We start from the raw sequence: 13,302 nt of genomic DNA on the forward strand, positions 1-13,302 counted from the left end.
GAGCCAGAGCTTGTCCATCCAGCCAGTGCGCCTGTACGGCGACCCGGTGCTGCGCACCGCCGCCGCCGAGATCACCGAGTTCGACGACGACCTGCGCCGCCTCGTGGACGACCTCCACGACACCCTCGACGACCAGCGGGGCGCCGGACTGGCGGCCCCGCAGATCGGGGTGGGCCTGCGCGTGTTCGTCTACGACGTCGACGGCCGCCGCGGCCATGTGGTCAACCCGGTGCTCGGCCTGCCCGACGACCGGACCCAGGACGACGAGCTCGAAGGCTGCCTGTCGCTGCCGGGCGGCATGCACTACGTGACCGTGCGGCGGCAGCGGGCCGTCTGCCGCGGCGTCGATGTGCGCGGCGAGCCGGTCGAGGTCCACGGCGAGGGTTTCATGGCCCGGTGCCTGCAGCATGAGACCGACCACTTGGACGGGCGGCTGTTCATCGACCGGCTCGACCCCGACCGGCGCGCCGAGATGCTCGCCGACCTCGAACGGCAGGACTGGTACACCGCCGAGCGGACCAGCGTCAAGAGCAAGGGTGTGTTCTTCAAGCAATGAGGATTGTGTTCGCCGGAACCCCCGAGGTCGCGCTGCCGACCTTGGAGGCCCTGCACGACTCCGACCACGAGCTGGTCGCCGTCCTGACCCGTCCGGACGCCCGCGTCGGCCGCGGCCGCAAGGTCTCGCGCTCCCCGGTGGCCGCCTGGGCCGACGAGCGCGGCCTCGAGGTCCTCACTCCGCAGCGGCCGCGCGAACCGGAGTTCCTGGAGCGCCTGCGGGCGCTGGAGGTCGACCTGGTGCCCGTGGTCGCCTACGGCGCCCTGGTGCCGCCGGAGGCACTGGAGATCCCGCGCCTGGGCTGGATCAACCTGCACTTCTCCCTGCTGCCGGCCTGGCGGGGCGCCGCGCCGGTGCAGCACGCGATCCTCGCGGGCGACCAGATGACCGGCGCGTGCGTCTTCCAGCTCGAAGCGGGCCTGGACACCGGACCGATCTATGGGCGCCTGACCGAACCGATCGGGGAGGACGACACCGCCGGCGACCTCCTGGATCGCCTCGCCGGAGCCGGGGCGCGGCTGATGGCCGACGTCGTCGACGGTCTGGACGGCGGCGTGCTCCAGGCCGAGCCGCAGCTCGAAGACGGGGTCTCCTTCGCCCCCAAGATCACCGTCGAGGACGCGCGCGTCCGCTGGAGCGATCCGGCCTTCGCGGTCGACCGGCGCATCCGCGCCGTCACCCCCGCCCCCGGGGCCTGGACCGAGTTCGAAGGAGCCCGGCTGCGCCTGGGGCCGGTGAGCGTCGACCCCGACGGCCCCGATCTGGCGCCGGGCGAGGCGGCGGTCGGCAAACGCAGCGTCCACGTCGGCACCGCCACCGACCCGGTCCGGCTCGGCGAGGTCCAGCCACCTGGAAAGCGGCGCATGGACGCCGCCGCCTGGGGCCGGGGCCTGCAGAGCGCGAAACCGCGATTCGCATGAGCCCTCACCGGTCGCCCCGCCCACCGGCATCGCCGACGATGCCCTCCTCCGAACCGGAAGGGCCCGGCCCCGCATGACCCGTTCGAACCCGCGCCATGTCGCCTTCGAGGCCATTCGAGCCGTCAGCGCCGAGGACGCCTACGCCAACCTGGTCCTGCCGCGGCTGATCTCGGGCACCGGCCTGGACGGCCGCGACGCCGCTCTGGCCACGGAACTGACCTACGGGACCCTGCGGACGCTCGGCACCCTGGAGCGGATCGTGGAGGCCGCCGCCGGCCGCGGCCTCGACACGCTCCAGACCGACCTGATCGACGCCCTCTGCCTGGGCGCCTACCAGCTGCTGTACACCCGCATCCCGACGCACGCGGCCGTCTCGACCACCGTGATCCTCGTCAAGGCCGCCGTCGGCCCGCGCGTGTCGGGGCTGGCCAACGCCGTCATGCGCAAGGTCGCCGCCCGCGACCTCGACGGCTGGCTCCAGGTGCTGGCCACCGGCGACCGGATCGACGACCTCGCGCTCCGGTACGCCCATCCGAGGTGGATCGTCGAGGAGCTCGACGCGATCCTCGGGTCGCAGGAGCTGCAGCGGGCTCTGGAGGCCGACAACCTCGCCCCGCCGGTCCACCTGTGCGCCCGCCCCGGCCGCATCGACCGCGACGACCTGGTCGCCAAGACCGGCGGTGAGCCCGGCCGCTGGTCGCCGTACTCGGTGTACCTCTCCGGCGGCGAGCCCGGCCGGTTCAAGGCCGTGGCCACCGGCCGCGCCGGTGTCCAGGACGAGGGCAGCCAGCTCGTGGCCACCGCGCTTGCAAACGCTCCCATCGATGGCCGTGACACCGCCTGGGTCGACCTGTGCGCCGGCCCCGGCGGCAAGACCGCTCTGCTCGGGTCGCTCGCCGCACAGCGCGGCGCCTCGGTCGACGCGGTGGAGATCGCCCCGCATCGCGCCGAACTGGTGGTCAAGGCCACCAAGGGCCTGCCAGTGACCGTCCACACCGGAGACGGTCGCGACTTCGGCGAGCCCGCCTCCGCCGACCGCGTCCTGGTGGACGCCCCCTGCTCAGGGCTCGGCGCGCTGCGCCGCCGCCCGGAGGCGCGCTGGCGCAAGCGGCCGTCCGATGTCGACGATCTTGCGCTCCTGCAGCGCCGGCTGCTGGAGTCCGCGGTCCGGCTCCTCCGGCCCGGCGGCGTGGTCGCCTACGTGACCTGCTCGCCGGTCACGGCCGAGACCGTCGACGTCGCCCGCTCGGTGCGCGGCGTCGATGTCGTTGCGCGACAAGTGGTCCCGGATTCGGGCCGGGACGAGTTCACGCAGCTGTGGCCGCACCGGCACGGGACCGACGCGATGTTCCTGGCGCTGCTGCGGCGCCGGGACTGAGCGCCGAATCGAATGAATTCGACACCCCCTCTCGACAGCTCCAAGTGGTAGCGCTACCATCGAAACATCGATAGTCATGAATTTCACCGTTCGCCGGTGGAGTCGACCACGAAGGAGCAGTCCATGAACCGAAGAAGGAGACTCACCGCGCTCGCCGCGGCGGCGGGGGCGGCCACAGTCGCCGCCGCCACCGCGCTCCTACTGGCCCCGACCGCCTCGGCGCAGGGCGAATCCCTGTGGACCAACCCCAACACCCAGGCCGCCGACTGGGTCGCCGACAACCCGAACGACTGGCGGGCCGACCTGATCGACGAGCGGATCGCGCAGACGCCCGCCGGCACCTGGTTCGCCCAGCACAACCCGAGCACGATCCAGAACCAGGTCGCCTCCGTCGTCAACCAGTCCGGCGGGCAGGCGCCCGTCATGGTCGTCTACAACATCCCCGACCGCGACTGCGGCGGCCACTCCAGCGGCGGCGCCCCCAGCCACAGCGCCTACCGCGACTGGATCGACCAGTTCGCAGCCGGCCTGTCCGGCCCGGCCTACATCATCCTCGAACCGGACACGCTCCCGCACCCGTGCGCGGGCAGTGAACGCGACCAGTCGCTGATCTACGCGGTTCAGAGGCTCAAGGCCGCCTCGTCGCAGGCCCGCGTCTACCTCGACATCGGCAACTCCGACTGGCTGAGCCCGTCCGAGGCGGCCAGCCGCCTGCAAGGAGCGGGGATCCAGTACGCGGACGGCTTCGCGCTGAACACGTCGAACTACCGGACCACTGAAGAGTCCACCTCCTACGCCCACCAGATCCAGAACATCGTCGGCTCCGACAAGGGCGCGGTGATCGACACCAGCCGCAACGGCAACGGCCCCACCGCCGACGCCGAATGGTGCGACCCGCCCGGACGCGCGATCGGCCAATACCCGACCACCAGCCCCGGTCTGAGCGGCATCGACGCACTGCTGTGGGTCAAGCTCCCCGGCGAGGCCGACGGCTGCGCCGGCAGCGCCGGCCAGTTCATCCCCGACCTGGCCTACCAGCTGGCCGAGGCCGCCGGACCGAACTGGGGCGACGACCAGCCCGACGACCCGACCACCGAACCCGACGACCCGACGACCGAGCCGGACGACCCCACCACCGAACCCGACGACCCGACCCAGCCGCCCTCGGGCGACTGCAGCGCCGAGATCGTCATCGTCAACGACTGGGGCTCGGGCTGGCAGGCCGACGTGCACGTCACCGCCGGATCGCAGTCGCTCAACGGCTGGACGCTCAACTGGTCCTGGCCGGGCAACCAGTCGATCAGCAGCTCCTGGAACGTCGACATCTCGCAGAGCGGGCAGTCCGTGACCGCCTCGGACGTCGGCTGGAACGGCTCGATCAACTCCGGACAGACCCGAAACGCCTTCGGCTTCATCGGAAGCGGCTCGAGCGACATTCCGGCCGTCGAGTGCAGCGCATAACCATGGAATAACTGCACTGGCGCTCCTGCCTTGTGCTGGCAAAGTCACCGGGCTCTCGATCCCGAGAAGCGCGATCGAGAGCCCGGCGGCTGCGGCACGTGAAAGTGTCGTACCTCGTGCCTACGGTTATGCGGTGCATCTGCGGTACCGATTCCGGATCTACCCGACGAGGCCGCAGCGTCAAGCGCTGGCTAGGGCGTTCGGGTGCGCTCGGGTGGTCTTCAACGACGCTGTCGCCGTGAGGAAGCACGCGCATGCCATGGGTCTGCCGTATCCAACTGCGGCAGCCTTGTCGAAACAGCTCATCACCGAGGCAAAGAAGACTGCTGAGCGAGCTTGGCTCGGTGAGGTATCGGCGGTGGTACTCCAGCAGGCTTTGGCCGATGCAGACCGCGCTTACCGAAACTTCTTCGCCTCCCTCAAAGGGCAGCGGTCCGGTCCCAGGGTGGGCCCGCCGAAGTTCAAACGCCGGGCTGGTGCACAGTCGATCCGCTTCACCCGCAACGCCGGATTCGCAGTGTCGGTCAACGGCCGGTTGCGGTTGCCTAAGGTCGGCGGGTTGAGGTCGCTTGGAGCCGTGAATTGCCCTCGGATCCGAGCTCGGTCACGATCATCAAAGCGCCGACCGGAAAGTATTATGCGAGCTTCGTGGTGGCTGTCGACGATGGATCAGATCTTCTCGAGCCGTTGGCCGACGCCGAAGCGGAGACCGGAATCGATCTCGGTCTCAAGGCCTTCGCGGTATTGCGCGGAGGAAAGGTGATCGAGAATCCGAAATTCTTCCGTCGCCTGGAGCGGAAGCTGAAGAAGGCACAGCGGGCGCTTTCACGCAAGCGGCCAGGGAGCGCGAACCGGGAGAAAGCCCGGCTCAACGTGGCTCGAATCCATGAGAAGGTCAAGCACGCCCGTGCTGACTGGCTGGACAAGCAGGTACACCGCATCGTCGCCGAAAACCAAGGTATCTATGTGGAGGACTTGCATCTCGCGGGGCTCGGTCGGGGCCGAGCGGGGAAGTCAATGCGCGATGCCGCGTTCGGGATGTTCCTGGCTCGGCTCGAGTCAAAGGCGGCGCGGGCCGGTGGGGCCTTCGCGAAGGTCGACCGGTTCTTCCCGTCCACGCGGTTGTGTTCGGCATGCGGGGCGTTGACCGGCCCGCGGGGCCTGGCAGACCTGAAATTCCGGGCCTGGTCGTGCGAGTGTGGAGCGCACCACGACCGTAATGCTAACGCCGAGATCAATATCCGCCGTGAGGGTCAGCGCCTTGCGACGCTCGCCGCAGGGCATGCGGAGAGCTGAAACGCCTGTGGAGGGCTGGTAAGCCCGGGGAGACCCGGCACGGCCCGCTGAAGCAGGAACCCGCCCGTAGTCGGTGCGTGCGAGTGCGCCGCGAGCCGGGGATCCTCTCACTTCGGTGAGTGGAGGATGTCAAACTGTCCGTGTGGCACAGATCGAAGCGGCACAGGCCGACACCGTAATCGCTCCGAGCTTGCTGGCGGCCGACTTCGCCCGCCTCGCCGAGGCCGCCGCCTCGGTCGCCGGCGACGTCGACTGGCTCCACGTCGACGTCATGGACAACCACTTCGTTCCCAACCTCACCATCGGCCCGCCGGTGGTCAAATCGATCAAGGCCGCCACCGACGTCCCCCTCGACTGCCATCTGATGATCGAGGACCCCGAACGGTGGGCCGTCGGCTACGCCGAACTGGGCGCCCACAACGTCACCTTCCACGCCGAAGCCAGCCCCGACCCGGTCACCCTCGCCAAACGCCTGCGCACCGCCGGCGCCAAGGCCGGCCTGGCCATCGACCGCGACACGCCCGTCGAGGACTACCTCGACCTCCTGCCCGAGTTCGACACGCTCCTGATCATGACCATCAAGGCCGGCTTCGGCGGTCAGGAGTTCATCCCCGAACTGCTCGACAAGGTCCGCACCGCCCGCGCCCACGCCCGCACCGGCCACCTCGAACTGCGCATCGAAGTCGACGGCGGCATCGGCGAGGACACCATCGAGGCCGCCGCCGAAGCAGGCGCCGACGCCTTCGTCGCCGGAACCGCCGTCTTCGGCGCCGACGACCCGGCCGAGGCCTGCCGCCGGCTACGATCCCGCGCCGACAAGGCACGATGATGCCGCCATGCCCGCCCACCCTTCGCCCCCCGCCGCCCCGACCGGAGCCAGTGCCGGTGCCCGCAGCCCCAAAGACCTCGTCCTCATAGCCGACTCCGACCCCGAGGTCGCCGAATTCCTCGCCGCGCGGCTGCGCGCCGACGGCTTCGACACCGCGCTGGCCCGCGACGGCTACCAGGCCCTGGCGGGGATCGCGCTGCGGCGCCCGGGGATCGTGCTGCTCGAGGCCGGCCTGCCGTTCATCGACGGCCTGGCCCTGACCCGGCAGCTGCGGGCCGACCCGGCCACGGCGAGCCTGCCGATCATCCTCGTGTGCGCGCAGCCGACCTCGGCCGACAAGATCGCCGGGCTCAAGGCCGGGGCCGACGACTACATCGCCAAGCCCTTCGACCCGGCCGAGGTGTGCGCCCGCATCGGCGCGGCCATCCGCCGCCACCGGGAGATCCGCGAGTCCTCGCCGCTGACCGGCATGCCCGGCAACGACCGGATCCTGCGCGAACTGTCCTCATGGATCAAACGCGGCGACCCGTTCGCCCTGTGCTACATCGACATCGACCACTTCAAAGCCGTCAACGACGTCTACGGCTTCGTGCGCGGCGACGAGTTCATCAAAGGACTCGCCGAATGCGTCTACCAGGCCGCCGGCGACGCCGGCGCCGCACCGGTCTTCCTCGGCCACGTCGGCGGCGACGACTTCACCATCCTGTGCACGCCCGAACACGCCGGGCCGGTCACCGAGTTCGTCAACGAGCACTTCGCCCTGCGGGTGCGGCAGCTGTGCGACCCGCTCGACGTCGACCGCGGCTACATCGAGCACCGCGACCGCAACGGCCGCTTCGGCCGCTCCCACCTGCCGACACTCTCCATAGGCGTCGCCCTCTCGACCCGCAGGCGCTTCAACAACGCCTACGAGGCCGTCGCCGAGGCCACCGCCCTCAAAAGCGTCGCCAAATCCCACACCGGCCCCTTCGTCGCCTTCCCCGACGGCAAAGCCCCCAGCGCCAACCGGCGCCCCGTCTTCTGGACCGACGACCGCTGACTGAGAGAACTCTCACGGAATAGAGACGGCTCTCTCCGGTCGTGGCAGAATTCGACACAGCAAACGCGCGTCAGCGGGGTCGGTGAAATTCCGAACCGGCGGTGAGCGGCCAAGGCCGCAAGTCCGCGACCCGTCCGCAGCCAGCGGACGGTTGACCCGGTGAGAATCCGGGACCGACGGTCAAAGTCCGGATGGGAGCAGACGCGTCGTGGGAGGGCCGCACCGGCCCCTCTGCGTTCGATCCTCGACCCCGCCTGCGTGCGCCAGATCAGCAGGTAAGGGGTCATTTCCGTGTTCACCGGAATCGTCGAAGAACTCGGCGAAGTCACAGGGACGGGTGAAGCGAGCCTGTCCATCCGCGGTCCTCGAGTCACCGCCGACGCCCGATTCGGCGACTCGATCAGCGTCAACGGCGTGTGCCTGACCGTCACCGTCCTCGACGGCGACGTCTTCACCGTCGACGTCATGGCCGAGACCTACCGCCGCACCGCCATCGGCGACCTCGCGATCGGCGACAAGGTCAACCTCGAACGCGCCGCCACCCTCACCACCCGCCTCGGCGGCCACCTCGTCCAGGGACACGTCGACGGCGTCGGCGAACTCGTCAAACGCGAACCGGCCGCCGAATGGGAGGAAGTGACCTTCCGCCTGCCCCCCGGACTGGCCAAATACGTCGCCGAGAAGGGCTCGATCACCGTCGACGGCGTCTCGCTGACGGTGGCGGCCGTCGACGGCGACGAGTTCACCGTCGGCCTCATCCCCACCACCCTCCAGGAGACCGTGCTCGGCACCAAGCAGGTCGGCGACCCGGTCCACATCGAGACCGACGTGATCGCCAAGCACGTCGAGAAGCTCCTGCAGAGCGAAGGAGTCCGCCGATGAGCGACATCCGACTGGACCGCGTCGAAGCGGCCATCGCCGACATCGCGGCCGGCAGGCCCGTCGTCGTCGCCGACGACGTCGACCGCGAGAACGAAGGCGACCTCGTCTTCGCCGCCGAAGACGCCACACCGGAACTGCTGGCGTTCACCATCCGCCACACCGGCGGCTACATCTGCGTGGCCCTCCCCGAGGCGACCGCCGACCGGCTCGACCTGCCCCCGGCCCACCACACCAACCAGGACTCCAAAGGCACCGCCTTCGCCGTCTCGGTCGACGCCCGCCACGGCATCACCACCGGCATCTCCGCGGCCGACCGCGCCCGCACCATCACGCTCCTGGCCGACCCGGACACCGGACCGCAAGAACTCACCCGGCCCGGGCACGTCGTGCCGCTGCGCGCCCGCGACGGCGGCGTCCTGGTCCGCCGCGGCCACACCGAGGCCGCCGTCGACCTCGCCTACCTCGCCGGCAAAGCCCAGGCCGGAGCCATCAGCGAGCTGATGAACGACGACGGCACCATGATGCGGCTGCCCGAACTGCGGGCCTTCGCCGACGAACACGACCTCAAACTCATCACCGTCGCCGACCTCGCCTCCTGGCGCCAGCGCAACGAAGTCCACGTCAAGCGCCTCGCCGAAGCCCGGCTCCCGCTCGACGCCGGCGAGTTCACCGCCGTCGGCTACCGCGCCGTCTACGACGGCCACGAACACGTCGCCCTCGTCAAAGGCGACATCGGCGACGGACTGGACGTGCTGGTGCGCGTCCACTCCGAATGCCTCACCGGCGACGCGTTCGGGTCGCGGCGCTGCGACTGCGGCCCCCAGCTCCAGGCCGCGCTGCGCGCGGTCGAAGCCGAAGGCCGCGGCGTGGTGCTCTACATGCGCGGCCACGAAGGCCGCGGCATCGGCCTGGTCCACAAGCTCCAGGCATACCAGCTCCAGGACGCCGGACGCGACACCGTCGACGCCAACCTCGAACTCGGCCTGCCCTCCGACGCCCGAGACTGGGCCATCGGCGCGCAGATCCTGTCCGACCTCGGCATCAAGTCGATGCGGCTGCTGACCAACAACCCCGACAAGCGCGTCGGCATCGAAGGCCACGGACTCGAGGTCATCGACCGGGTCGCCCTGCCGGCCCACGTGACGCCCGACAACCTCGCCTACCTGACGACCAAGCGCGACCGCATGGGGCACCTGCTCGACGGACTGCCGGTGCCCTCGAGCCCGGTAGGCCCCCTGACCGCGACCGAGGCGGCCTGACATGGCCGGACACGGAGCCCCGGCGAGCCACGCCCCCGACGCCGCCGGCCTGGCCCTCGGCATCGTCGCGACCGACTGGAACGCCGAACTGGTCGACCAGATGCTGTCGCGGGCCCGCGACGCTGCCGCCGACGCCGAATGCGCCGAACCGGTCGTGCTGCGCGTGGCCGGAGCCGTCGAGCTGCCGGTCGCCGCGCAGGCCCTCGCCAGGCGCTGTGACGCCGTGGCAGCCCTCGGCGTGGTCATCCGCGGCGGCACCGCGCACTTCGATTACGTCTGCAAATCGGTCACCGAAGGGCTCACCCGCGTGGCGCTCGACGAGTCCACGCCCGTGGCCCAAGGGGTCCTGACCGTCGACGATCTCGAGCAGGCAGTGGCCCGCGCCGGCTACCCCGACTCGACCGAGGACAAGGGCTACGAGGCGGTCGTCGCCGCCCTCGGGGCCGCGCTGGCGATCCGCTCGCTGCACTGAGACCGACCGCAGCGGTTCGCCGCGGCGCGGCGAGGGGCCCCGCTCACCCCGTTTCCGGCCGACCGGGGCCCGGCCCGGCGGCGACGTAGAATCACCAGCTGTGAAGACCTTCGAGCAGCTCTACGCCGAACTCGCCGAGAAAGCCCTCACCCGCCCCGAGGGCTCGGGCACCGTCGCCGCCCTCGACGCCGGCGTCCATGCCATCGGCAAGAAGATCGTAGAGGAGGCCGCGGAGGTCTGGATGGCCGCCGAGTACGAGTCGGACGACGCCGCCGCGGAGGAGATCTCCCAGCTCCTCTACCACCTGCAGGTCATGATGATCGCCCGCGGCATCAGCCTCGACGACGTCTACAAGCACCTCTAGTCCGCTCGCTGAAAGGCCCGTTCCCATGCTTCGCATCGCCGTGCCCAATAAGGGCTCGCTCTCCCAGGGCGCCATCGACATGCTGTCCGAGGCCGGCTACCGGCAACGCCGCTCGAGCCGCGACCTGCAGGCCGTCGACGCCGACAACGACGTCGAATTCTTCTACCTGCGTCCCGGCGACATCGCCACCTACGTCGCCTCCGGCGACCTCGACCTCGGCATCACCGGCCGCGACCTGGCCGTCAACTCCGGCGCCGACGTCGAAGAGGTCCTCGCGCTCGGCTTCGGGCGCTCCACGTTCCGCTACGCGGCCCGCGCCGGCGACGTCGACGCCGTCGCCGGACTCGAGGGGCGGCGCATCGCCACCTCCTACCCCGGCGTGGTCCGTCGCGACCTCGACGTCCACGGCGTCACCGCCGAGATCATCAAGCTCGCCGGCGCGGTCGAGAACGCCATCGCCCTCGGCGTCGCCGACGCGATCGCCGACGTCGTCGAGACCGGCACCACCCTCAAGCAGGCCGGCCTGGCCGTGTTCGGGGAGCCGATCATGCGCTCCGAGGCGATCCTGGTCCGCAAGTCCGGCAACGGCGAGGCCACCGCGTTCGACCAGCTCCTGCGCCGCCTGCGCGGGGTCCTGGTGGCCCGCTCCTACGTCATGCTCGCCTACGACGTGCGGGCCGAACTGCTGGAGCAGGCCGTCGAGCTGACCCCCGGCATCGAATCGCCGACGGTCTCCCCGCTGCATCGGGAAGGCTGGGTGGCCGTGCAGTCCATGACCGAGCGCGCCGACCTGCACCGGGTCATGGACGCCCTCTACCAGCTGGGCGCGCGCGGCATCCTGGCCTCCAACATCGACGCCTGCCGGCTGTAGGGGCCCTCAGCTGAGCCGCGGCCGCTCCGCGGCGGCGGCCCGGTCGGCCCGCACGCGCAGTTCGGCGGCCAACGTCACGGCCTCGGCCGCGTCGCGGTGTACCGCGACCGCGTCGTGCGAGGCGCTCCCGGCGATCCTGGCGCGCACCGTCGCCAGCCGCTGCAGCCGCTGCAGCGGTCCCTGAGTCACCTCGACCTGCTGGATGCGGGCGTAGGGGACCGCGATGGTGCTGGTCTTGACCAGGCCGTAGCGGACGGTGAAGACCTCGTCGCCGAGTCCGGCCCCGCGCAGCCGCCACGTCGGCAGCGTCCGCCACCGCGCCCGCCTCGGGGGCCGCCGCAGCAGCGCCTCGACCTCGTCCCAGGAGATCTTCGGCAGCGCCGTGCCCGCGACGCGGTCGGCGTCCTCGACGGTGCCGACCGGGAGCAGGTCGCTGCCGCGGAGCATCCCTTCGACGCCCTGCTGGGCGATCGAGGCGGTCGAGACCCGGACGCGCCGCCAGCGCTTGAGCCGCCACATCAGCGGCAGCTCCACGGCCACGCCGGTGACCCGCTGCAGCGGCACGACGTTGCTGTGCTTCTCGGTCACGCCGCGCTCCACGCGCAGGCGCCCGTCGGCCCTGGCGAGGGTGAAGTCCCAGTTGCGCAGGATCGCGGTGACCATCTGGACGACCGAGCCGGCCAGCGCGAACAGGATCGGGACGGCGCCGAACCGCCACAGGCTCGCGTCGGCGTCCTCGGAGTCGAGCAGCCAGCTCAGCAGCGCCAGCGCCGCGATCATCGCCGCGAAGACCAGCAGCGCCGGCGGCAGCGTCTCCAGGACCGTCCCGGCGATCAGGCGCTTGCCGCCGACTCGCGCGATCGGGGTGCTGGGTTCGGGCTCGTCGTCCTCGTGTTCGTCGTCGGCGGCCCGCGGCCGCTCGCCGGACAGCTCCAGCAGTTGCTCGCGCAGCTCTTGGGCCTCGGCGAGCTTGAGGTACGACAAGGGCGCTTCGGTCTCGTCGGCCCCGGCGACCTCGATGCGCAGTTGCGCGAGGCCGAAGAGGCGGGCCCGCATCGGCTGGGCGACCTCGATGCCCTGGAGCCGTTCGAGCGGCAGCGTGCGGCTCTTGCGGATCAGCACCCCTTCGGTGATCTGCAGTTCGCCGCCGACGACGCGGTAGCCGGTGTACAGCCACGACAGCAGGCCGCTGGCCGCGCCGACCGCGCCGGCCAGGACGGCGATGACGAGGCCGAAGAGGACGTTCTCCTGCACGTACATCTGCCATGAGGAGGCGAGGACGACGGCGACGAGCAGCCGGAAGCTCTCCAGCAGGGGAGTGAGCGGGTGCAGTCGGCGCTTGGGGATCTCGACCGGCGCGACCGAGTCCATGCCCGGTCCGAGGGAGGTCGAGGCGAGCGTCGGCGCCGGCCACTGTTCGGCGCGTTCGGCGTCCCGGTCGGGGCCGCCCGGTTCGGTCCGGTCGCTCACAGGCCCTCCCGGACCTCTGCGGCGCGGGCGGCCAGCCGGTCGCGCAGCCCTTGGGCCACGTCCGGGTGCAGGCCGGGGATCTCGGTGACCGCGCCGAGCGCGGCCGTGCGGATCTGCACGGTGGTCAGTCCGAACGCCCGCTCGATCGGTCCTGCCTTGAGGTCGACCAGCTGGATGCGACCGTAGGGGACGATGCTGAGTTCGCGGAACATCAGACCGTGCTTGACCAGGAGGTCCTTGTCGCGTTCGGCGAAGCCCCAGGCGCGTACGGCGCGCACGATGACCGCCGAGCGGATCACGGCGAGCACCGCCGCGGCGCCGAAGGCCACGGCGGCGCCGATCGGCCCGAGCCAGATCATCGTCGGGATCAGCAGCACCAGCGCCAGGACCAGCAGCCGGATGCTCATGCCCAGCAGCCGGACGGTCCGCAGCTCGGGAGCCATCGGCTGCCAGGCGAGTTCGGTGGGCCAGTGGTTCCATACCGGATGCGTGCGCGGACTCATGA

At 70.9% G+C, this 13,302-nt stretch carries 14 protein-coding genes, 1 pseudogene and 1 riboswitch; of the genes and pseudogenes, 13 read left to right on the forward strand and 2 right to left on the reverse strand.

Annotated elements, in window-relative coordinates; translation table 11 throughout:
• Window positions 1-10: 10 nt before the first annotated feature.
• From def to hisG, 13 genes and pseudogenes are all read left to right on the forward strand, one after another.
• The gene (gene def, locus ACYVL2_RS09835; protein ID WP_460542698.1) at window positions 11-556 is read left to right on the forward strand and encodes a peptide deformylase; all 546 of its coding nucleotides are present in this window, start codon (window positions 11-13) and stop codon (window positions 554-556) included.
• On the forward strand, window positions 553-1,476 hold the full coding sequence (gene fmt, locus ACYVL2_RS09840) for a methionyl-tRNA formyltransferase (RefSeq protein WP_460542700.1): 924 nt from the start codon (window positions 553-555) through the stop codon (window positions 1,474-1,476). The genes def and fmt overlap by 4 nt, the downstream gene beginning before the upstream one ends.
• A 73-nt stretch (window positions 1,477-1,549) precedes the next feature.
• Window positions 1,550-2,854, forward strand: coding sequence for an RsmB/NOP family class I SAM-dependent RNA methyltransferase (locus ACYVL2_RS09845; RefSeq protein ID WP_460542702.1), 1,305 nt, complete (start codon window positions 1,550-1,552; stop codon window positions 2,852-2,854).
• A 123-nt stretch (window positions 2,855-2,977) separates the two neighbouring features.
• Complete coding sequence (locus ACYVL2_RS09850; protein ID WP_460542704.1) at window positions 2,978-4,315, forward strand: glycoside hydrolase family 6 protein; 1,338 nt, start codon at window positions 2,978-2,980, stop codon at window positions 4,313-4,315.
• 133 nt (window positions 4,316-4,448) lie between these two features.
• Window positions 4,449-4,517 (forward strand): annotated as a pseudogene (locus ACYVL2_RS09855) (helix-turn-helix domain-containing protein); the annotation flags it as partial.
• A 380-nt stretch (window positions 4,518-4,897) separates the two neighbouring features.
• A complete protein-coding gene (locus tag ACYVL2_RS09860; protein ID WP_460542706.1) occupies window positions 4,898-5,611 on the forward strand; it encodes an RNA-guided endonuclease InsQ/TnpB family protein in 714 nt (237 codons plus the stop codon).
• A gap of 151 nt (window positions 5,612-5,762) precedes the next feature.
• Window positions 5,763-6,440 carry a ribulose-phosphate 3-epimerase gene (gene rpe, locus ACYVL2_RS09865; RefSeq protein ID WP_460542904.1) on the forward strand — a complete coding sequence of 226 codons (678 nt, stop codon included), beginning with the start codon at window positions 5,763-5,765 and terminating at the stop codon, window positions 6,438-6,440.
• A 7-nt stretch (window positions 6,441-6,447) separates the two neighbouring features.
• Complete coding sequence (locus ACYVL2_RS09870; RefSeq protein WP_460542708.1) at window positions 6,448-7,479, forward strand: GGDEF domain-containing response regulator; 1,032 nt, start codon at window positions 6,448-6,450, stop codon at window positions 7,477-7,479.
• Window positions 7,480-7,544: 65 nt separating this feature from the next.
• A riboswitch (FMN riboswitch) is annotated at window positions 7,545-7,686 on the forward strand.
• 84 nt (window positions 7,687-7,770) lie between these two features.
• Window positions 7,771-8,361, forward strand: coding sequence for a riboflavin synthase (locus tag ACYVL2_RS09875; RefSeq protein WP_460542710.1), 591 nt, complete (start codon window positions 7,771-7,773; stop codon window positions 8,359-8,361).
• Window positions 8,358-9,620, forward strand: coding sequence for a bifunctional 3,4-dihydroxy-2-butanone-4-phosphate synthase/GTP cyclohydrolase II (locus ACYVL2_RS09880; RefSeq protein WP_460542712.1), 1,263 nt, complete (start codon window positions 8,358-8,360; stop codon window positions 9,618-9,620). The genes ACYVL2_RS09875 and ACYVL2_RS09880 overlap by 4 nt, the downstream gene beginning before the upstream one ends.
• Before the next feature lies 1 nt (window position 9,621).
• On the forward strand, window positions 9,622-10,092 hold the full coding sequence (ribH, locus tag ACYVL2_RS09885) for a 6,7-dimethyl-8-ribityllumazine synthase (RefSeq protein WP_460542714.1): 471 nt from the start codon (window positions 9,622-9,624) through the stop codon (window positions 10,090-10,092).
• A gap of 100 nt (window positions 10,093-10,192) precedes the next feature.
• Window positions 10,193-10,456 carry a phosphoribosyl-ATP diphosphatase gene (locus ACYVL2_RS09890; RefSeq protein ID WP_460542716.1) on the forward strand — a complete coding sequence of 88 codons (264 nt, stop codon included), beginning with the start codon at window positions 10,193-10,195 and terminating at the stop codon, window positions 10,454-10,456.
• A 25-nt stretch (window positions 10,457-10,481) separates the two neighbouring features.
• On the forward strand, window positions 10,482-11,327 hold the full coding sequence (hisG, locus tag ACYVL2_RS09895) for an ATP phosphoribosyltransferase (RefSeq protein WP_460542718.1): 846 nt from the start codon (window positions 10,482-10,484) through the stop codon (window positions 11,325-11,327).
• A gap of 6 nt (window positions 11,328-11,333) precedes the next feature.
• On the opposite strand, the gene ACYVL2_RS09900 is transcribed toward hisG, so the two are convergent.
• A complete protein-coding gene (locus ACYVL2_RS09900; protein ID WP_460542720.1) occupies window positions 11,334-12,797 on the reverse strand; it encodes a PH domain-containing protein in 1,464 nt (487 codons plus the stop codon).
• Entirely contained in the window at window positions 12,794-13,300 is a 507-nt protein-coding gene (locus ACYVL2_RS09905) for a PH domain-containing protein (protein ID WP_460542722.1), read from the reverse strand. The genes ACYVL2_RS09900 and ACYVL2_RS09905 overlap by 4 nt, the downstream gene beginning before the upstream one ends.
• Window positions 13,301-13,302: the final 2 nt, after the last annotated feature.

The sequence above is a fragment of the Glycomyces halotolerans genome (assembly GCF_054779575.1).

Coding starts and splice junctions, on each gene's coding strand:
- ACYVL2_RS09870 (WP_460542708.1), top strand. CDS start 6,448: ATGCCCGCCCACCCTTCGCCCCCCGCCGCCCCGACCGGAGCCAGTGCC.
- ACYVL2_RS09880 (WP_460542712.1), top strand. CDS start 8,358: ATGAGCGACATCCGACTGGACCGCGTCGAAGCGGCCATCGCCGACATC.
- fmt (WP_460542700.1), top strand. CDS start 553: ATGAGGATTGTGTTCGCCGGAACCCCCGAGGTCGCGCTGCCGACCTTG.
- ACYVL2_RS09850 (WP_460542704.1), top strand. CDS start 2,978: ATGAACCGAAGAAGGAGACTCACCGCGCTCGCCGCGGCGGCGGGGGCG.
- ACYVL2_RS09905 (WP_460542722.1), bottom strand. CDS start 13,300: ATGAGTCCGCGCACGCATCCGGTATGGAACCACTGGCCCACCGAACTC.
- hisG (WP_460542718.1), top strand. CDS start 10,482: ATGCTTCGCATCGCCGTGCCCAATAAGGGCTCGCTCTCCCAGGGCGCC.
- ribH (WP_460542714.1), top strand. CDS start 9,622: ATGGCCGGACACGGAGCCCCGGCGAGCCACGCCCCCGACGCCGCCGGC.
- ACYVL2_RS09845 (WP_460542702.1), top strand. CDS start 1,550: ATGACCCGTTCGAACCCGCGCCATGTCGCCTTCGAGGCCATTCGAGCC.